Origin of the sequence: Glycocaulis sp. (genome assembly GCF_052168375.1) — a bacterium.
Lineage (GTDB): Bacteria > Pseudomonadota > Alphaproteobacteria > Caulobacterales > Maricaulaceae > Glycocaulis.
On the sequence record NZ_JBQLZR010000196.1, the window covers coordinates 1 to 18,810 of the forward strand.

Sequence of the window (18,810 nt, forward strand, 5' to 3'; positions counted from 1 at the left end):
AAGCGTGGCCCCTACAAAAAGTGTAGTGCTGAAATTTCAAACTGAGACACTACCCGCGGGCATCCCCACTTGTTTTTCCGGCGAGTCAACCGCCGATGGACAAGGTAGCGAACGCAGAGGCCTGGCGCTGGACCGGTGCAACTCCTGGTCACCTAGCCGACTTTACCTTTTGCGTGTTTTGCATTTCAATGCACGCAATGAGTGTAAAATTGTATTCGAGGGTTGCGTGAAAGGCAATTTGCTACAATTGATTGATTTTCATGGGGCAGCAGACCGGGTTGGGAACTTGGCCGGACAGGGCGGCGACGCAACCAGAAAATTTTCGTTGCCCAGTTTCGGGGCGAACGTTCAGCTTATCGTGTCGCATCGCGGGCTATCGGCAGAAGGGGAGCTGATCGAGTTTCTGGGGCTAGCCCGTCTCATGCAGATTTATGATGGCGCTGATCCAAGCTTTCCCGAAGCGGTGGAGATCGCGCGCATTCTGAGCGTGCCGATTACCTCGTTTGTTCCGATTGACCCGGGCTCGATACGCGAGCTCGACATTGCCTATGCGGAGCTGCTCTATGCCGCAGCGCCACTGTCGGCGGAACAACGCGCCGCATTGGCTGCGCATATTACCGGTATGGCAGAAGATTTGCTGACCAGCGTTTCGCAAAGCGGGGCGCCTGACCAGTATCTGCCTCCTGGCCATCTCAATGGAAGGGCGCGTCATGAGTGATACGCCCGCCATCGCGCTCATCTGCTCTGAGAATGACCGCGCGCGTGTCTGGGGTCTTGCCGCATGGCTGATGCGCCAGGGTGGCCCGGTCGTCGTGGGTTGGAACGCACACACCGATCCCGAGCCCGGCTGGCTGGTCGTGTGCTATTCCGACGCCACGGTTGAGGATATCGAGGTGAGCCGCGCGGTTGCCGCTTTTCTGGCCATTGCGCCCCGTGAACGCCTGCTGCGTGTGGAACTCCGACCAGAGCCCGATGCAGGCAATGGACCGCCCTTGCCCCCCGTTCTTGCTTGTGACCGCGGGCCGGACGGGCTTCTGGTCTCGCTGCCGCCGCCGGTTCTTGCGGGGTCGCTATATCCTGGCCACGAGTCTGTTGATATCGAAGCGGTGGGCGCCAGGCTCCTCAAAATGGCAGGCACTAGCAAACCCCAGACGCGGCGCTCGCTTTTTCTTCGGACGTCCGTCATCGCATTGACCGCGACCATTGCTATCAGCCTTGCTCTAGGGGGTTTCAGTGTTCAGCTTGGCAATGAGCTGGACCGCAGCCGTGCCGCGGAGGCTGAAGCGGTCCGGTTTGCTGACATGCAGCTGATCGAGATCGCCGGGTCGCTGCAGGCAAGTGCCCGCCAAGGTGTCATGATCGCAGCCGGCGAGGCCATCCTGGCTCGCGGCATACCTGGCGCGGCTACTGATGAGGATCGGGCCCGGCGTATACGGCTTCTGACCTGGCTTGCCGAAGCGCGTGACCTGTCCGGTGATCCCTCTGGCGCGATGCACGCCTATTCAACGGCAATGGCGCTGGGCGATGAATGGGATGAAGGCTCGCCAACTATAGATGGCATGCTGGCGCTGGCCGAGCTGACCTCGTCTGCGGGCATTGCCGCCTATCGCGCCGGTGATATCGAGCGCGCGCGTTCCTGGCTGGATGCAAGTCGGGAATATGCAGATGCCCTTCTAGCGCTCGCGCCCGGAGACCGTGACGCCCGTCAGCGCATGGCGAGCGCCCATCTTAGCTCAGCCGCTATGGCCGTCGAAGGCGGCGAGCCAGAAGAAGCCCTCGAGTCTCTTCAATTGGCAATCGCCGGATTTGAGGCGCTCCAGCGCGAGTATGGCGAATATACTGGCGAACTTGCCAACGCATTGGGCTGGGCTGCAGATGCACATAGAGCCAACGGCCAGTTGGCGCAGGCCGCAGATCTGCGCGCGCGCGAGGCACAGACCTTCGCCGACCAGTTGAGAGACGATCCTGGAAACCATCTGACGATGTTCAGGTTGGCCAATGCAAACCATGCCGAGGCCGTTCTGCGGGTGGATGCTGGCGAAATTGCGTCTGCGTTGCGAGCTCTTGACGAAGCTTCCAACTCCCTAGAGCGCCTCGCCGTTTTGGACCCGGAAAATGCGCGCTATCTTCGGCTGCGGCTGACTGTTGAACGTGACCGTGCGGAAGTCGCATTGTTCGAAGGCTCGCTTATCCGCGCACAACTGCTTATCGACAGGGCGCGGCGGCTACGGGTAAGCCGGGACCCGCAAGGTAGCAATGACGGGCGTGTGCTCGAAAATGCGAGCTTTGACATACTTTCCGGTCAGGTCGCACTCGCAGCCGGCGCTTACGAAGACGCGGCCGTCAGCGCAGCCGATGCGCTTGCTGGTCTGACACGCGAGATGGAGCCGGGCCGCGCCAATGCGCATATGCTCGCACTCAAGGCACATCTTCTTCGCTATGACGCATTAATGGCGCTTGGCAGACCGGAGGCGCCTCGGGTTTTGCGTGATGCGCTGGCGCAGGTTGACGATACCGTATCAGTGCGCGACCTGCGGACGCGCGATCTGGTGTCGCGGGTTTACTGGCTGGCAGGAGAAGGTGATCAGGCGATAGCCATACGCACAGAGCTGGAAGAGGCAGGTTATGCGCGGCCTGATTTTGTAAGTTTTTGGGCGCGTCCTGACACTCCAGAAACAGTTTCGAACCTGAATAGGCAAGGGATAGAAAATGACGGCTAAAAGCGATACCGCGGTTTTCACAGGCGCGGGACATAACGGCCCAAATGTTTTGCACATTTTGGTGCGAGTCTTTCCTTATAAAGAGGTCGTTGCGGGTGCCGCGCAGGACGCACACAAGGTATATATCGGTGCAGGGGCTGGCGACTTCCAGGCAACCTATCCCACCCGCTTTATCTTCGCGCTCGCCGATGATGATTGGGAATTTCATGAGTTTGAGCTTGGCGGCACGACCTGGCCGGGACTGGCGGTGTTCCCACAGTCGGATGATTATGAGGTAAGGTTCGGCGACCCAGAGCGTAGAAGTGTAGTGCTCAATGATGCCTGCGAGATCATGAAGGCATCAAGGTATCAGATTATTGTCAGACACCGGCAAACGGGAGAGTTGGCTTCCTGTGATCCGGTGATCGAAAACGGTGATCGTGAAAAAGTATAGGGTCGGAGACACAAATCATGACAGGCAAAAGTAGCCCACGATCCCCCAACCTTGTTGACCGGTATGTCGGCATTCGTATCAGGCTGCGCCGCAGGGTGATGCAGATTTCCCAGCAGGCGCTGGCAGAAAAGCTCGGGGTTACGTTCCAGCAACTACAAAAATATGAAAATGGGGCAAACCGCATTGGCGCAGGGCGGTTGTATGACCTCGCGCGCGCGCTGGAGGTTCCAATTGGCTATTTCTACGAGGATTTTGATCCGGCGGTTGACCCTTCGCATCGCACTGATGAGGAGTCAGAGGCGATCTCCACCTTCATTGGGAGCCGGGAAGGAGTCCAACTCGCTCAGGCCTTCAACCGCATTGAAGACCCAAAGGTTCGCCGGCATATCCTGCAGCTAGCGGGTTCGCTAGGCACGGAACCGGAAAAGGATGCGTAAGGAAGGGGCGTTGGAAGCCCATTAGTATGTTTCTTACATGTCCTACGACTGCGCGGTCGTTGTAATGGGCCGTTTATCCGAAATCTGTCCGATAAATGACGTATCGGCCGTTCACCCGGTCGTTGATCTTCCGGATCAGGCAAACCGATAGGTCTCTCTGAGCCGATCTCAATCTCTACGCCTATGTCGGCCACGACCCCGTCAACGTCGCCCTTCATTCTCCAACCAATGTCAAAAACGCAGGTTTCTGAGACAGCTCCGGCTGGGCACTTCAAGACCACTGCTTGGCAACATATTCCGTCTCAAAAGCCATCTTGAAAAACCCCGAGGTCTCGATACTGTCGCGATAGGTTTTTGCGACGGAGAGAGCATTGCGAGTAGGGTACGCACGGGTCAGCACCCGCGATCAGGAGACCCATCTGCAGATCGACGCCCTGCAAGCGCACGGCTGCGAGCGGATATTCGAGGAGAAGGCATCCGGAGCGCAGCGGGATCGGCCTGAGCTGAAGGCGGCGATAGATTATCTACGGGCCGGAGATGTGCTGGTCGTGTGGAAGCTGGACCGGCTGGCGAGGTCGCTCCGCCAGCTCATCGAAACCGTGGAGGGGCTCCAGGAGAAGAGCATCGGCTTTGTCTCGCTCACCGAGGGCATTGATACTACATCGCCTGGCGGCAAGCTTGTCTTCCACGTCTTCGGTGCGCTGGCCGAGTTCGAGCGCGAAATGATCCGTGAGAGGACCAAGGCCGGACTGCAGGCAGCAAAGTCCCGAGGCAGGAGGCTAGGGCGTCCAGCGGCACTGACACCAGACCAGATCGAAATGGCCCGTGCTCTCAAACAAGCTGGCAACCACTCCATGCCGCAGATCGCTAGGCAGCTCGGCGTCTCGCGAGCGACGCTTTATCGGGTGCTGGAAGCCGAGCTAGGTGGGAGAGTCTGATTATTGCGGGGAGCCCTGCAGAATAACCCACGCCTGTGCCTCGTTTCGATTCACCCCCGGCAAGGGGGTGAGCGGAGTCCTCGGTTGAAAAGTCATAATTGCAAAGGTTTCGATCCACGCCCCCGCGAAGGGGGCGACCGGCGCGGTTGACCTTGCCTTCCTTGTCCACGTTGTTTCGATCCACGCACCCGCGAGGGGGGGCGACCCCGTGCCCGCCTCGGTGGCCGCAACGCGGTGCTGTTTCGATCCGCGCCCCGCGAAGGGGGCGACCTGCCAATCCGCGCAACATCTACGCGGGCGATGCTGTTTCGATCCACGCCCCCGCGAAGGGGGCGACCATGATGATCCAGCCGACGATCAGCCAGGCGAAGGTTTCGATCCACGCCCCCGCGAAGGGGGCGACGCCGATCCAGAACCAGCCCCGCACGCTGATGCGGTTTCGATCCACGCCCCCGCGAAGGGGGCGACAGCGGCGCGATTACACGATTGGCGACAGCCTCATGTTTCGATCCACGCCCCCGCGAAGGGGGCGACCCCAGCCGGGCCTGGCCGGGTCACGCTGCACCGTGTTTCGATCCACGCCCCCGCGAAGGGGGCGACAGCTTCTCATTGCCCTTGCCTGCCCACCGCATGGCGTTTCGATCCACGCCCCCGCGAAGGGGGCGACTCCTGCGCGCCTCCGACTTTAACCCCAAGACACGTTTCGATCCACGCCCCCGCGAAGGGGGCGACGGCTGTCCAGACCGATGGCGTCCACTCTCTGCCGTTTCGATCCACGCCCCCGCGAAGGGGGCGACATCTCGACTGGGGCTATGCCGCCGGCGAAACGTCTGTTTCGATCCACGCCCCCGCGAAGGGGGCGACGTGATCCATGGGCAAGAGATCGAATTTCGAGCGGTTTCGATCCACGCCCCCGCGAAGGGGGCGACCCTTGGCTTCTTCATACATGAACTGAGCAGCACAGTTTCGATCCACGCCCCCGCGAAGGGGGCGACCAAGGGGGTGAAGGCATGAGCGATCCATACAAGGGTTTCGATCCACGCCCCCGCGAAGGGGGCGACGCGAAGGGTCAGGCGGCTCATCCACTCGCACATGTTTCGATCCACGCCCCCGCGAAGGGGGCGACTGGGTGGACGTGCCGGGCAGGTCGCGATGGCCGAGTTTCGATCCACGCCCCCGCGAAGGGGGCGACAGCGGAAACCGCCCAGCGCCAGGCGCGACTGGTAGTTTCGATCCACGCCCCCGCGAAGGGGGCGACAGCCTTGCAGGCCGCGCGTTCCCATGACGAACGGTTTCGATCCACGCCCCCGCGAAGGGGGCGACAATGTCCTGATCGATCGACGCATTGCGACTGGTCGGTTTCGATCCACGCCCCCGCGAAGGGGGCGACCAGCCGCAATGACCGCAACCAGCTGGTCGATGCCGTTTCGATCCACGCCCCCGCGAAGGGGGCGACGACCAGTCATCGGCTTGACGAGCCGGTTGCTGTAGTTTCGATCCACGCCCCCGCGAAGGGGGCGACTTCGCACCGGATTTGACGACCGCGCGAAGCAGGTGTTTCGATCCACGCCCCCGCGAAGGGGGCGACACGTAGAGCGTTGCCTGGATGTGATCCAGGATCTCTGTTTCGATCCACGCCCCCGCGAAGGGGGCGACTGTGGTCTCGGGCACGGGGCGCGGTTCACCCCTGTTTCGATCCACGCCCCCGCGAAGGGGGCGACATGGCGAGATCGCCAACGATACTGCCATCACGTGGTTTCGATCCACGCCCCCGCGAAGGGGGCGACGCGGCAAGGCGGCTATTTCCTCGCATCTGGTTCGATGTTTCGATCCACGCCCCCGCGAAGGGGGCGACTAGCCACCAAAGCGCAACCAATACTCATCTGTTGTTTCGATCCACGCCCCCGCGAAGGGGGCGACTTTCAGTGACCCGGAGCGCAAAGCCCGGCTCATGTTTCGATCCACGCCCCCGCGAAGGGGGCGACAGTAACGGAGTTATCATATTGGTGATTCAATGAAAATTGGGCAGCTTGCGCGAACCCTCGCCAATAATCGCTCATATTCAAAGTTGGGTGAGGCGCGATGGCTGGGCAGAGCTTTGAGAATAAGGCCTGGGGAGCCGCGCGAACCTCCCGCGCGGAAGCGGACCAATGCAGGTTCGCGCGAAGTGTGCTGACGGATATGCTCCGTCGATCTACTCAAAACAGAAGCGGTCCGTCGAGGTCCGGGACGTCCTTGGCTCCGACGTGTTCTATCCGGCGATTGCCCTGTGCGCCGAGCCTGTAAAAGCGCAGGCTGTCGTCCTTCTCGTTGATCTCCGAGATGAGGCGGGCACGAAGCTCCACCCACTGCGCTGGCTCCACCTCACACTCAAACACCGAGTTTTGAACTCGCTGACCATAGTCGAGACAAGCGCGCGCCACACGCCGCAGCCGTCTTGCGCCGCCCGGACTGGCGGTACTGACATCATAGGTGACGAGCATCAGCATCATTCATTTCCAGGCAAAGGCCGGATAGCCGTCCAGATCACCGCGCAGATGGCGCGACAGAAGCCGGGCCTGCAGATGCGCGACCAACCCTATCGGCGCGGTCTCGCCGAGAAAGGGATGACGCAATTCGCGCTTCTTGCGTTCTTGCCAGGCGACCAGAACCTGCTTGCGGCCGTCGTCCGTTAGGCTGACCGCACCACCCGCGTCAATTAAGAAGTCGCGTGCCTTGAGTTGCCCGCGATTGATCAGCGTCAGGGCTAGCCGGTCGGCCAGAACCGGGCGCAACTCCTCCATGAGATCGAGTGCGAGACTGGCCCGCCCCGGCCGGTCAGCGTGCAGGAAGCCAACCTGCGGGTCGAGGCCGACGCCCTCCAACGCAGAACGGCAGTCATGGCCGAGCATCGCGTATAGAAACGACAGGAGCGCATTTACACGGTCCAGCGGGGGGCGGCGTGACCGCCCCCTGAACCGAAAGGCATCGTCGGAGTTATGAAGCATGACGTCGAAGATACTGAAATAAACGTTGGCTGCTTCGCCTTCGAAACCACGGAGAATATCCAGATCGTCAGCCTCGGCGGCCCGCCGCGCGATACGCAGCAATCTACGGGCGGCCGACTCAAGGGACTCGCTGGCCTCTTCCGGCAGTTTGGCGCCGTGGTCGCGCAAGGCGCGGAGGACTACGACGCGCTGGTTGGCCGCTTTGGCCAGCACGATGTTTCGTACGACAGACACAGACTGTGCAGGATTGTCCGCTACCCGGTATTGCTTGCGTCTGAGAAGGACATTACCCGAACGCGGGCCTTCAATGCGTGCAATAAACCGACCGTTCGGGGTCAGGAAGGAGACCGCAATTGCTTTCCCGGCGCAGGCGGCGAGTAGGGCCGGGGAGGCGCCGGCCCGGTTGAAGCACACAATGCCTTCCATCGCGTGCAGAGGCACCCGTCCCCGTTCGCTACCTTCCACCTCGACGACCAGATTTTCGCCGTCCTTTCGCAGCCATGCGTCTTCACTGGTGACGTAAATCGTGTTTCGCAGCTTGCGCATGGGAGCGTCTCCACTCTAGTTGTCGAGCTGGCGGAGCAGCCATCTTGTTACTTCAGGCGGCTTCTCCAGCCTGTCTGGCATGCATTCGTCCGCCAGCGAGCAGCGCTTGCAAGCCGGCTTCCTGACAGGCCCCGGTGTGCGGCCTTCGGCCAACATAAGTCGGCACGCAACGGCAGTCTCGCGAACCAGCGCGCACAGCTCTTCATCAAATTGCACGACGAGGCGCTTGCGCGTCTGTCCGTAGAATAGCGCGCCCTCGGGGACGTTCACGCCGAACATCTCCTCTAGGCACAATGCTTGCGCACACAGCTGAACCTCGTCTGCGCGGTGTGTTTTCGGGCGGCCGCGCTTGTATTCCACGGGGTAGGGCGTTTCTCCGTGGAACTCGACAGCGTCGGCCTTGCCAGACAGCCCAAGCGAAAGCGAGCGCAATGTCAGGCCGCGTACTGTGCGAACACCGGCGCGCCGGCCAGGGCTGCCGCTGTCCACCCGCTCGTGCATCAGCCGTCCCTGCATGGTCGCTGCATCTTCGTTCCAGATGTGTTCCACATGGATGAGCGCGCACTGACGCGGGCAGAACAGATAATGCTGCAGCGCCGACACGGGCACCAGCATGGATTCGCTATCCCTGTCCGGCTGGTTCATTGACTTCTCCCTATTATAATCGATATTTTCTATGGAGCGGTTGAGATTCTGCTCGGTCCATTTTCTCGCACTCGGAGCAATGTCGTGATGCGTGGAGGTCGTATCCGGTTGAAAATGCTTGGGATCAGTCTCTTTGATCTGGAGTGGTGGCCACCATAACTGGCGAATTGTCGTCGCTTTTGAGTGACGTGGATAGAAACTCCCTATTATAGAGTCTTGGGCATTGCAGGCCTCGCTCACACCGAGGCCTGCATCATTCACCGTTCGATGATCTCGACCCCAGCGGGCATGCCGTTGCGGTTGATGAGAATCTCGTAATCGCTCCATTGCCGCGCGGGTGGCCAGTTATGCGTGGCGCTATGGCCTACAGGATGGCGGCTGCCCTCGAACACTCGGTGCGTGGTCACCCGATCGAACAGGCTTTGCGCCTGCGCGTTGCCAAGCGCGCTCTCGTGGCGAAACACGATCAGCTTGCGTGTTGCCATCTCGCCGCGCGCGGCCGAGCGGTCATGGTCGAACATATTCGACAGCGCCTGCCAGAGCAGTTCGAGATCGCCTTCAGAAAAGCCGGTGCCTTTGGTCTTGTGGCTAGCCAGCGGCGCAGAAATGAAGCCGTGGGCGCGGTAGAGGCCGTAGGGCACGATATGCTTACGCCCCATGGTGCGACCGCCAGTGTCTTCGGCGGTTTCAGCCATGCGGGTAATCGAAATCTCCAAGGGCAGGATCGGCTCCACAGACCGGGAGAAAGTGAACTGTACAGGCCCGCGTACCTGGCCGGCGTTCACGCCGGTGCTCATCACCGCGCCGAAGGTGCGGATGTCCCAGAAATTGGCGCACATCCACGCTGTCAGCTCGCGGGCCTTCTGTTGGTCCTTGGGCAGTTTCTTGAACTCGTCCTCCTTGGCGATGTCCGGCATCACTGCGGCCCAGGCCTCCTTGTGCAGAAGGTTAAGCGTCGACCCTTCAGACATGTAGATGCGGTGATCTGTCGCCATGGCGATGTAATTGCGCACCTTGCGTTTCAGCGCGACGTCGGAGACCAGGCCCTGATTGGTTTCGGGGTCTAGCCGGGGCATGTTGCCCGCGTCCGGGTCGCCGTTGGGATTGCCGTTGGAGACATCGAAATAAAGAACGAATTCGTAGCGGTTCGTGACCGGGCTGCTCATGCGTCGACTCCTTCCGTTTGTTCGGGGAGTGCCTCGGTACTGAGCGCATCGCCCTTCTCATTGGTTAGTTTGGTGGCACGCTGGTGGTAATATCCGATTGCAAACTCGCCCTGATCGGCTAGTCGCAGCGACCGCGGCCAGATGCCGCCCGGACCCGGCTTGAAATGACCGTTTATCTCTTCCAGTTCGCGTTCGATCAGGGCCGCCCAGCCGGGCTTCTCCTTGCGCACCTTGGCGAGGTGGTTCTGGCCGCCACGCACAATCAGAGGAAACACGCTTGCCGGCGTGGCTGATGCCGCACCGAAATAACGATCGCGGATGGTGGCATTCACATTGCCCAGCGCCGCGCGCTGTGCCATCTCGTAGACGGCGAACAGCCGCCCGAGCTGATAGCCGGTGTTGTCATGGCTCCTGTCGAGGCCCATCGGAATCTCCCTTTCTTCCGGGACGTGTGTTCGGCGTTGGCGGTTCAGAACGGCGCGGATGACTGCCGCATGCCAGCCGGTCGCGGCATTATCGCCCGCGCGCAGGCGCATGATTGCGGCAGACAATAGGCTCAGCGGATAGCGCCCGCCCGTCAGCACGGCTCGCATAACTTCCCCGGCTAGGCCGTGCGGGATGTTCTTGAAGTCGCCCTGCGCGGCGGTGGTGCGCACTAGCAGGCGGTTGACGGACGGCGCGCCGCCCCAGCCGAACGGCTCGGGCTCCAGGCTCAGATCGGCATGATGCCGCGCCAGCGCCGTGGCAAATTGTTCGAAATCGCCGGTCAGCCAAAAGCGCACGGACAGGCGCGCGGCATTGGGCGACAGTCCCAGCACATGAAACCGTGTGCCCTCCTCGATCTCGGGACGCAGGGATTTCAGCTGCCTGCCTGCGGCGATCTTCTTCAGTTCATCACGGATCGCGGCAGTTTCATTTTCGTCGGTGATATCGCCAGTCCACAGCGCGAAGATATTGTCCGCCGCCTCAGCCGCTGCGGCTTCGCTGGCGTCGGCCCAGAACACAACCGTGGCGTCGCCGATGGGACGGCGCAGCCGGTTCGGCCCGTCGCGGGTCAGAAGATGATTGAGGGCCGCGCCATAGCGGAAGGCCGCGCTCTGCGATGTGGGCGCGTTCTCGCCCTGATCTTTGCCCAGCGAGGTAAAGGCGTCGAGATTGAAAGAAACCAGCGCCGCGCCGGCGGTTTGAGCGCCCTCCACCCCCTTGATCGTCGGGTGCAGCCGCGCGGGCGGACCCTTCTCGCCCGTGATCAGACACATCACGCTGTCGTCTCCGGCAGCGGCCTCGGCCCGTCGCGCGACCAGTGTTTTCGCGGCAGGGCGTTCGTGCAGATAGCGCAGCTCGCCCTCAAGGCGGAACATCACGTTGGCGTCAAGCATGTCCTCGGTGAAGGGTGCCTGATCAAAACGCTCCGGGGTCCAGGTGGTCAGAAAAGCGCGCAGGGCCGAAAGGCCTTCATCGTTCTCACCTTCCAAGGCTTCAAGATGCGTCGTCATAAAAGCGGCGTGCTCGTCTGCGGTGCGTCTGCCCTCGCCAGCTGTGCGGCCCAGCGCATAGGCCGTCTTGTCCCACAGGAAGTTCGGCGCGATGCCAACAGTCCTCCGAACGGCCGCCGGCACTGGATAGCCCTTCACCCGCCGCTTCTTGCCATCGGACACATGCAGCGGTTCCACATCTACCACTGTTCCATCCAGGGCGAGGACAATGCACCATCCGAACTTTTCATTGCTCCATCCAGGCTGTGCCACCCCGGGGATGCGGCCATAATAGCTGTCAAGAGCCTGCAGGATGCTCACCGCACCGTCTCCTTGGCGTGAAAGGCCGGCACCTCGATCACGCCGTCGCGCATTTCAGCGCGGAAGAATCGTGACTCGTTGCGACCGCCCTCGAAATCGATGTCGTGCAGCATCCAGCCGAAATCGGCATCGCGCTGATCGGGCGCCAGTCCGCCATCGGGCAACGGGTCGCCGTCTTGGATCAGGGCGAACTCCGCGGGAAATTCGCGCGTGCCCAGGCAGGGACGGTGAAAGCACTGGCCCTGGCTGGCGCGCCTGTTGAACATGGAAATATGCTTCGCGGGCGTATCCTCGTCGCCGGCCTTGTCAGTCATGGTGAAGTGCGCCTCGATCACATAGGCCACGTCCGCTAGCACCATCGCCGCGCGCTGCTGACGGTTCTCGTCTACCACTATAACCAACCCCTCGGTCGTGCCGCGTTTCATGGCGCTCGCGGCGTTGGCCGCGCTTGCCTTGGCACCGACCTCATTGCGGCGGATGGACTGGAACCTGACGGGCTTGAGCACGTGAATCCGGTCTACTTGCCAGCGGATCGCAGGTTTCCAGTGGATGGCCTCCAGAATCCCTCGCGCAGCGGACGGAGTCATCACGTCATAGCTGACGCGCTCTACCTTCATTTCGGGACGCGTGAAGCAAGCGTAATCGCCCCAGACGTGTAGACGTATGGTCATGCCCGTTTCCTCCCCAACGTGCTGTATAACATCCTTGCGCAACCACGCCGTGCAGCGCAACAAAAATGAACTCAGGCAAAGATATTGCTTTCGCTGGAGCGGGCGGTGGGGTCCGCATCGAGCCTCAGCCCGACATGCTCATCATAAAGCTCGGGATGCTCGCCAGGGTGGGTCTGGCACAGCACTACGAAGCGGTCGCCGTAGTCGTCGGGGCGGATCATCTTGGCTTTCCCGTCGGTTAGTAGGACCGCGCGACGGGTCGCTGGGACCGGCACCGTGTATTGCTGCAGAGTGCGCTGCACACCGGTGGGCGGCACCGAGGCGTGACGCAAATCATGAAGCGCGTTTTCGGCTCGGCTGTCGAACGGCACAATCACCGGCGCCATGACGTCGTCGATCATATTGAAGGCTTGCGCGACCGTCTTGAACGGGAAGCTGACCCTGTTCACACCTTCCCGCAGAGCTGGAACGATAGCCAGTGCCTCTCCGTTCGCTAAGCGAGCCCGGTCTAGCGCCTCAAAGCCCTGTTGCCAGTACAGTTGCTTGTAGAAATTTTCGATGGCGTCCAGACCTAGTACGTCTTCTTGATCGTTCCGCAGAATAGGTCGCGCGGCCGTGTAGAATGCTTCTATTCCAGACGGCGTTTTTCGTCCGGCCGCCTCAAACACCACGGTACGGCCCAGTCCGGCCATCCGACCCTCACGATTGCAGCGGCCCGCCGCCTGCGCGATGCTGGAAAGGCCTGTTGCGGCACGCCATACCTCAGGAAAGTCGATATCCACCCCAGCCTCGATCAGGCTGGTAGAGACAAGGCGGACCGACTGCCCTTCCTTCAGCTCAGTTCGAAGGCGGTCTAGAACCGCACGGCGATGCTGCGCGCACATCAGGGTCGAGAGGTGAACGGCGCCTTCTTGCCCCTGCTCGCGCAGCATCATGAACAGCTCTCGCGCATGGGCACGGCTGTTCACGATACACAGCATTTGGGCCTGCTGCGCGAAACGCGCGGCGATCGCCTCGTCCTCGACGGGCTCGCGCGACCACTCCACGGTGACACGCTTGAGTGTCCTGTAAAGCTCCTTAGGGTTAGGCGCTAGCTCGCGCTCGCCGGGAATATTCAGCCCCTCGGCGGGGCCGTTCTCCGTCTTTGGCCGCAGCGCACGATCCTGAACACGTAGGGCGGGCTGGGTCGCGGTGCACAGTACCGCGCTGGTCCCGTAATTCTTTGCCAGCTCGTCTATAGCCGCCAGGCAAGGGCGCAGCAGATGGACGGGCAGGGACTGTACCTCGTCGAGAATGACCACACTGCGCGCAATATTGTGAAGCTTGCGCGCGCGGCTAGTGCGCGCGGCGAACAGGCTTTCGAAGAACTGCACGGCAGTGGTTACGACCAGAGGCGCGTCCCAGTTTTCGGCGTCTCTGCGCAGCTTGGCGCCACCGTCCGCGCCTTCGGCTTCTGCGTCCTTGCCCAAGCCGGGTGGACGGCTGTCCCAGTCGAAATTGGAGTGATGCTCCAAGACATCCGCGCCCAACCCGGCTCTTTCGCGGAAGACGTCGGCTGTCTGCTCAATGATGGACGTGAAGGGGATGACGTAGATGATGCGGCGCATCTCATGATGTACAGCGTGCTCGGCGGCGAAGCTGAGCGAGGTCAGCGTCTTCCCCCCGCCCGTGGGCACGGTCAGCGTGAACAGGCCCGGTTCAAGCGCCGCTTTCGCGGTGGCGTGATCGAGGATTTCGCCCCTCAGGCGGTTAAGGCTCGTCGCGGTGGTGCGAATTGCCGCCAAGTGTTCGCGGACCTTGTTGAGGTGGGTTTGATCCCATGTGCCGCCCCGCCGGGGGGCAGGCTCGCCTCTAGACAACGCGTAGAACCGTTCAGTCTCAAGAAAGTCCGCATCCACCAGACAGGAAAAGAGCATGCGGACGAGGAAGGACGCGGAGAAGCTCTTGTCGATCGCGTTTGGGATACGGCCCACCGGCATCGCGCTGAGCTCTGTTAGATCGGGAAGCGTGCCTATATGGGCCTTCCAGCACGCATAGTTTTCAAGAATCTTGGCCAGCCGCTCGTCCAGCTTTTCTCCGTCCATAAGGCCGCTGTGGTGACCAGCTATGCCGTAGGCGAGCAGACGGCCCCAACGCCGGCCAAACGCTTCGACGGCCTCCCTAGCGCCTGCCGTGCTGTGATCCGGCCCGCGCTGGCTGCGCTCGTCTTCAACAGGCTGCCGGATGTAGGCCTGATAGGCGTCAGAGCATTTCCCGATGTCATGCAGCAGGCCCATACTCCTAGCCGCCGTTTCAGCACCAAACGCCGACGCAAATTGTGATGCTCTTTGACCGACAGAGCTTAAATGGTCTGAAAGAGGCTCCCACTCGCCATAGGGGGCGCCGATTATTGAATGAGCATACATGACATCAAATAAGTGATCGCCACAGTGGGAGGGTCACTTTACGCGTGGTTGAGTGCTTATAGCTAACGTTTTGTACGAGCATCCCTCATACCGGCGGATGTTTGGCATCCCGCTGACTCACCAACCAACAGAAAACAGGTTTTGCTTCTAACCTGGCGCGCAGTCACCGTGCATCAGCACGGCGAAGGCGGTTTCACGCTCAGGTGTTCTGTCTTGAGCAATGCTGGCGATATTGTTGCCGGAACAGCTCTACACCACTATCCGAAAACGAGACGTAGCCCGGACCATATTCGGACCCGGAGTAGTAGAAGCCTTTGTAGCCTCCATAAGCACCGTAGGCGTTCCTGGCGTTGACCTCCCCGCAGACGCCGCCACTCGGTAGACGGCGCAGATTTCGAAACTGCGCCGAGCTCGGATCACGAAGGGCTTCTGCCACTGCGCCTTTGGCCAGCATGAACTGACCATCGGCGAAATACCAGACCGTCAGGCCGAGCAGGCCTGCTACGACCGCCATAATTGTGAATGCCTTTTTTTCCATTTGCCCCTCGTAGCTCTAAGTGCCGGCGCTTTGGAGACCAATCCGGCGACTAACCCGTTTCGGGATAATCCTGTTTTGGGATTAGTGGAATTGCCCTCATTCGTCCAGAGGGAGTTCCAAGGGTGCGTGCTATTCACGACAGCGCCTATCAGAGGTCGGTGCAAAAGCTGATCGAACAGCGTAAGGCGGTTAACGTCACCCAGGCCGACATCGCCTTGAACCTGGGCCGTCCACAGTCCTTCGTCTCGAAGTATGAGCGCTTTGAACGCCGCCTCGATGCCGTCGAGTATGCCGCGATTGCGAGCCTGCTCGATATGCCGCTGGACGATTATCTCGATGCAGTGGGATACGATCCGCATGGGTCATGATGCGGCGAGGTCGGTGGTCACCGATTACGTGTCGCTACCCACCAAGTGAGCCATTCGCTCCCTATCGTCGCCAGACGCGCTTGGCGGGTTTGGGCTACCTGACCAGCACCGGACCTGGGACGCCCGCCAGCAAGCGATATACGGTCACTGGCGAGCATTCTGGTGAGAGAGGTGCGCTAGGAGGTCGGGCCATTCGCTTTAGACGCCCGGTGGGCCTTGATGACCTCGAACTCTTCCTCGGTAACGATCCGGTCGAACACGCCCAGCAGTGCCGGACCATCCTCATGCGTGCCGACATATTGCTCAAGCCACATCCGGAGCAGGGGCGCGAGATCGATGTTGAAGAGCTCGGATAGCTGAACGAGCTTCTCGATGGGAAGGCGGCTGCGGCCTGATCGCCATTGGGAGAGGATGTTCGGCTTCTGATAGCCCATCCTTGATGTCAGATCATTGGCATTCCAGCCCCGGCTGGCCAGGAAGTCGTCGATCCTCTCGTCGAACCACATGGCGAGCTCATAGCCAGGACCGGTTTCCTTGTCGCCCGGTGGACGGCCAGCTCCAGTCCGGGGCCCGCCCTTGCCCTTGATGCGGTTGGGTGCGTTGTAGGTCATCACATGTTTCTCCGAGGGGCAGGACAGCGCTCCATTACACCACCGCTAGACCGCTTCCAGCGCACCGAGTGCGCTGCGACGCTGATGACCGGAGGCGGTCATCCAGCGCAAGAGGTCGAGATGCTCGTCAGTGATATCGCTGAGCGTGATCCCGGCGCGCTTCATTCGGGCGAGCAACGCGTGCGCCTCGGGGCGCACACAGCGTCCGGCCAGTTCAGTCAGCGCCTTGCCTTCCTTGCTGTCTGGCGGGAGCAGTTGTGCGGCCCATAGCGGAAAGAGCTCTTCCGGGTGCGTGCCGGTGATCTCGGCGAGGGTAAAGATCGCTCCTGGCGGCACCGGATGTATACCGCTCTTCCATTGCCGGATGGTACCTTGCCTAGCGTAGCCGAAGCGGCGGGCGATCTGAAGATCATCCATGCCGGAGAGCGTGTTGAGGTTCTCGGTGAGCCATCGCGCGATCAGAGAGGCCGGCGGTGTCGTGACAGAGGCTGGTGGGTGGTTCATGTCTGTGTCTTTCTATCGTTGGGTTGAGCGTTCCAGCGGACCTGCTGGAACCTGTCTGACCATCACGATAGCGAGCGCAGGGTCCCGATCACTTGGGATATCGCGTCAGACACGATCCCTAGCATCAAAGGGGTATTGGGAAAGCACCACGTGCCTGCGAGGGTATGGGCGGCATTTTCAAATACCGGTGGTGAGCGGCATTCGAGGCGGCAAAATGCCTATGCCCAATGCCTCTCCATCCAGCCCCATACACAGTCATCAGGAGAGCCAGACAGGCGTTTATCTATCCAGCTTTCTGCCTATCTCTCCAGCCAGGCACTCCGAAAGTGATCTAATACCGGAACGAAGCCGGGTGAAAGCCGGAAGAACGCTCCAAGGCGCTCATCTATATAGCTATATGGAGCCGCACTCTGACCGGCTTCGCCTCAGCCGCCTTGCTCCCACATCACATCGCTTCCCTTTTGTTCCCGCGAGCCTGCCTGGCAAGGCCTGTAGATTCCGCTTTCCGGCCATTCCGGAAGGAAACGGGAAGAAGGATATGGTTCGCTCAGCTCAAGCAGCCGTTTTCAATACATTAGCCCTTAGTCGATCTTGCAGTGCCTTTCCCAATCGGACCGCGGGACGACTGGTGACAAGGACGCGATGAACTCCAAGCGTATCCCTCGCCAACGCGTGCCGCTTGAATGGGTAGTTTACCCATAGGGATGACCCGTCGAACGCTTTGACGTTTACCCTGCGGGCTCGTGTTCTGCCGTCCTGACCATACTCCCCTGTGAAATTCAGCAGAGCAGCCCTTACCAGACGTTGGTTTTCCGGTGTGGGGCGAAGATTAACCAACCCATGAAGGTGAGGCTTGGTATCCTCGTCAGCTTCAACGACCGCAGCGAAAGCGATCCCGGAGCCAATTCCCCTTTGGAGTGATTTCGCTAGCCGCTGCTGTACTTCACTCATGACATCTTTGCCTGCCGCTCTCCGGGAAGCCATCCAGCTCTCGTCAATGTCAGCGGTAATGGAGATGCCTGATGTCTGTCGATGAATGGCTTGGCTTATAACCCGATACTTTTCCAGGTCGGTTAAATTTCTCCATTTTGGTGGGATTCCAGCTTTGTCCAGCCTCGGTCTGGAGAGTCTTTGTCCGGATGCTGGAGAGGGCCTTCTAATCAGTGGAGCTTTCGTCACTATACCATTGTCGTTCGCGTGCTTTGATATCATGTGCACATTCGGGATATTATTAGTTATTACTTTGTGTGTCGAAATGTGTGAAATTGAACTCATTGTCGGCTTTTTGCTACTTGGTAGCTTTGAGAATTTACGTTTCCGAAGCTGATATTCTGCCCGCCGGCGGCAATTATGCATTTTTCGTTCAATTCTTTTTCGAGACTCCATGAACCAAACAGCGTCGTTCGCCGTCAGTCTTATGAATTGATCGATAAGCGCATTGCTGATGCCGGTGTGCTCTGGAAAAAAGGCACCCTCAGGCAATTCGGGGCGCTTCAAACCGTAGTTCGGCAAATTCATGTGCGGGGGATAGTCCTTGCCTTTTTCCAGCGCACCCACCGGTCCCAATTTAGCTAGCCTCGTCAACCGTTTGTGCGTTCGTTCATAGGCAAGCAGAGGTCGTGCAAGATCGAACATCCGAACCGCAGACTGGATTATGAGCCTCCTAATTTGGGGTTCCGATGCTTCTAGCTCTTGAAGTCCAGCTATTGCTTCGGTGTCTCCTTTGTCCGCGAGTGTTCGCATGATTTCATGTTGCGTTGACACTCTGCGAGGATAGTTGAAGAGCGGATCGTCGAGCACAATGCCCAAATTCTTGGCGAATTCGGAGTCAAGCCATCGAGTACCATGTCGGAATCCGTTAACGATTTCCGGATCAATTTCCGTTGATAGTTCCTCTAAGTTCAGCTCAATGTTTAGATCATTTGCGATTGAGGTAATGTGTTTGGCAAAGCTATACTTTGAGATGCCATTTACGTCATAAGGCAATCTATCTGGAAATATAGACATTCTATTTTATCTCATAGGGTTGTAGGTTAAATTGCTTG

At 60.1% G+C, this 18,810-nt stretch carries 17 protein-coding genes and 1 CRISPR repeat array; of the genes, 6 read left to right on the forward strand and 11 right to left on the reverse strand.

Annotated features, from left to right (window positions below; translation table 11 throughout):
- The 5 genes from ACTS2Z_RS07690 to ACTS2Z_RS07710 form a co-directional block, all read left to right on the forward strand.
- A partial coding sequence (locus ACTS2Z_RS07690) for a hypothetical protein (protein WP_442572630.1) occupies nt 1–718 on the forward strand: 718 nt, incomplete at its 5' end.
- Complete coding sequence (locus tag ACTS2Z_RS07695; protein WP_442572631.1) at nt 711–2,720, forward strand: hypothetical protein; 2,010 nt, start codon at nt 711–713, stop codon at nt 2,718–2,720. The genes ACTS2Z_RS07690 and ACTS2Z_RS07695, both read left to right, overlap by 8 nt.
- Nucleotides 2,710–3,153 (forward strand): hypothetical protein, encoded by a 444-nt coding sequence (locus ACTS2Z_RS07700; RefSeq protein ID WP_442572632.1) that lies wholly within the window; start codon nt 2,710–2,712, stop codon nt 3,151–3,153. The genes ACTS2Z_RS07695 and ACTS2Z_RS07700 overlap by 11 nt, the downstream gene beginning before the upstream one ends.
- A gap of 17 nt (nt 3,154–3,170) precedes the next feature.
- Entirely contained in the window at nt 3,171–3,590 is a 420-nt protein-coding gene (locus ACTS2Z_RS07705; RefSeq protein WP_442572633.1) for a helix-turn-helix domain-containing protein, read from the forward strand.
- Between the two features lie 371 nt (nt 3,591–3,961).
- The gene (locus ACTS2Z_RS07710) at nt 3,962–4,528 is read left to right on the forward strand and encodes a recombinase family protein (protein ID WP_442572634.1); all 567 of its coding nucleotides are present in this window, start codon (nt 3,962–3,964) and stop codon (nt 4,526–4,528) included.
- A 305-nt stretch (nt 4,529–4,833) separates the two neighbouring features.
- Nucleotides 4,834–6,513: direct repeats of the CRISPR family, unit length 32 nt; unit sequence GTTTCGATCCACGCCCCCGCGAAGGGGGCGAC.
- A gap of 213 nt (nt 6,514–6,726) precedes the next feature.
- On the opposite strand, the gene cas2 is transcribed toward ACTS2Z_RS07710, so the two are convergent.
- From cas2 to ACTS2Z_RS07750, 8 genes are all read right to left on the reverse strand, one after another.
- Entirely contained in the window at nt 6,727–7,017 is a 291-nt protein-coding gene (gene cas2, locus ACTS2Z_RS07715; protein ID WP_442572646.1) for a CRISPR-associated endonuclease Cas2, read from the reverse strand.
- A 3-nt stretch (nt 7,018–7,020) separates the two neighbouring features.
- The gene (gene cas1c, locus ACTS2Z_RS07720; protein WP_442572635.1) at nt 7,021–8,061 is read right to left on the reverse strand and encodes a type I-C CRISPR-associated endonuclease Cas1c; all 1,041 of its coding nucleotides are present in this window, start codon (nt 8,059–8,061) and stop codon (nt 7,021–7,023) included.
- A 15-nt stretch (nt 8,062–8,076) separates the two neighbouring features.
- Nucleotides 8,077–8,967 carry a CRISPR-associated protein Cas4 gene (gene cas4, locus ACTS2Z_RS07725; protein ID WP_442572636.1) on the reverse strand — a complete coding sequence of 297 codons (891 nt, stop codon included), beginning with the start codon at nt 8,965–8,967 and terminating at the stop codon, nt 8,077–8,079.
- A complete protein-coding gene (cas7c, locus tag ACTS2Z_RS07730) occupies nt 8,964–9,872 on the reverse strand; it encodes a type I-C CRISPR-associated protein Cas7/Csd2 (RefSeq protein ID WP_442572637.1) in 909 nt (302 codons plus the stop codon). Before cas7c ends, cas4 begins: the two co-directional genes overlap by 4 nt.
- Nucleotides 9,869–11,668, reverse strand: a complete 1,800-nt coding sequence (gene cas8c, locus ACTS2Z_RS07735; protein ID WP_442572638.1) for a type I-C CRISPR-associated protein Cas8c/Csd1 — start codon at nt 11,666–11,668, stop codon at nt 9,869–9,871. Before cas8c ends, cas7c begins: the two co-directional genes overlap by 4 nt.
- Nucleotides 11,665–12,339 carry a type I-C CRISPR-associated protein Cas5c gene (gene cas5c, locus ACTS2Z_RS07740; protein WP_442572639.1) on the reverse strand — a complete coding sequence of 225 codons (675 nt, stop codon included), beginning with the start codon at nt 12,337–12,339 and terminating at the stop codon, nt 11,665–11,667. The genes cas8c and cas5c overlap by 4 nt, the downstream gene beginning before the upstream one ends.
- Before the next feature lie 71 nt (nt 12,340–12,410).
- Nucleotides 12,411–14,744 (reverse strand): CRISPR-associated endonuclease Cas3'', encoded by a 2,334-nt coding sequence (locus ACTS2Z_RS07745; RefSeq protein ID WP_442572640.1) that lies wholly within the window; start codon nt 14,742–14,744, stop codon nt 12,411–12,413.
- 199 nt (nt 14,745–14,943) lie between these two features.
- A complete protein-coding gene (locus ACTS2Z_RS07750) occupies nt 14,944–15,282 on the reverse strand; it encodes a hypothetical protein (RefSeq protein WP_442572641.1) in 339 nt (112 codons plus the stop codon).
- A 122-nt stretch (nt 15,283–15,404) separates the two neighbouring features.
- Between ACTS2Z_RS07750 and ACTS2Z_RS07755 the strand changes: the two genes are divergently transcribed.
- A complete protein-coding gene (locus ACTS2Z_RS07755) occupies nt 15,405–15,650 on the forward strand; it encodes a helix-turn-helix domain-containing protein (protein WP_442572642.1) in 246 nt (81 codons plus the stop codon).
- Between the two features lie 176 nt (nt 15,651–15,826).
- Here the strand turns inward: ACTS2Z_RS07755 and ACTS2Z_RS07760 are convergent, their stop codons facing one another.
- From ACTS2Z_RS07760 to ACTS2Z_RS07770, 3 genes are all read right to left on the reverse strand, one after another.
- Entirely contained in the window at nt 15,827–16,261 is a 435-nt protein-coding gene (locus tag ACTS2Z_RS07760) for a helix-turn-helix domain-containing protein (RefSeq protein WP_442572643.1), read from the reverse strand.
- A 45-nt stretch (nt 16,262–16,306) separates the two neighbouring features.
- Nucleotides 16,307–16,765, reverse strand: coding sequence for a hypothetical protein (locus ACTS2Z_RS07765; protein WP_442572644.1), 459 nt, complete (start codon nt 16,763–16,765; stop codon nt 16,307–16,309).
- Between the two features lie 552 nt (nt 16,766–17,317).
- On the reverse strand, nt 17,318–18,772 hold the full coding sequence (locus tag ACTS2Z_RS07770) for a hypothetical protein (protein WP_442572645.1): 1,455 nt from the start codon (nt 18,770–18,772) through the stop codon (nt 17,318–17,320).
- Between the last annotated feature and the right edge of the window lie 38 nt (nt 18,773–18,810).

Bases quoted from the DNA above. Each gene is read 5' to 3' on its own strand.
- ACTS2Z_RS07765 (WP_442572644.1), bottom strand. From the start codon at position 16,765: ATGAACCACCCACCAGCCTCTGTCACGACACCGCCGGCCTCTCTGATC.
- cas1c (WP_442572635.1), bottom strand. From the start codon at position 8,061: ATGCGCAAGCTGCGAAACACGATTTACGTCACCAGTGAAGACGCATGG.
- ACTS2Z_RS07705 (WP_442572633.1), top strand. From the start codon at position 3,171: ATGACAGGCAAAAGTAGCCCACGATCCCCCAACCTTGTTGACCGGTAT.
- ACTS2Z_RS07695 (WP_442572631.1), top strand. From the start codon at position 711: ATGAGTGATACGCCCGCCATCGCGCTCATCTGCTCTGAGAATGACCGC.
- cas7c (WP_442572637.1), bottom strand. From the start codon at position 9,872: ATGAGCAGCCCGGTCACGAACCGCTACGAATTCGTTCTTTATTTCGAT.
- ACTS2Z_RS07750 (WP_442572641.1), bottom strand. From the start codon at position 15,282: ATGGAAAAAAAGGCATTCACAATTATGGCGGTCGTAGCAGGCCTGCTC.
- cas5c (WP_442572639.1), bottom strand. From the start codon at position 12,339: ATGACCATACGTCTACACGTCTGGGGCGATTACGCTTGCTTCACGCGT.
- ACTS2Z_RS07760 (WP_442572643.1), bottom strand. From the start codon at position 16,261: ATGACCTACAACGCACCCAACCGCATCAAGGGCAAGGGCGGGCCCCGG.
- ACTS2Z_RS07745 (WP_442572640.1), bottom strand. From the start codon at position 14,744: ATGTATGCTCATTCAATAATCGGCGCCCCCTATGGCGAGTGGGAGCCT.
- ACTS2Z_RS07770 (WP_442572645.1), bottom strand. From the start codon at position 18,772: ATGTCTATATTTCCAGATAGATTGCCTTATGACGTAAATGGCATCTCA.
- ACTS2Z_RS07700 (WP_442572632.1), top strand. From the start codon at position 2,710: ATGACGGCTAAAAGCGATACCGCGGTTTTCACAGGCGCGGGACATAAC.
- cas2 (WP_442572646.1), bottom strand. From the start codon at position 7,017: ATGCTGATGCTCGTCACCTATGATGTCAGTACCGCCAGTCCGGGCGGC.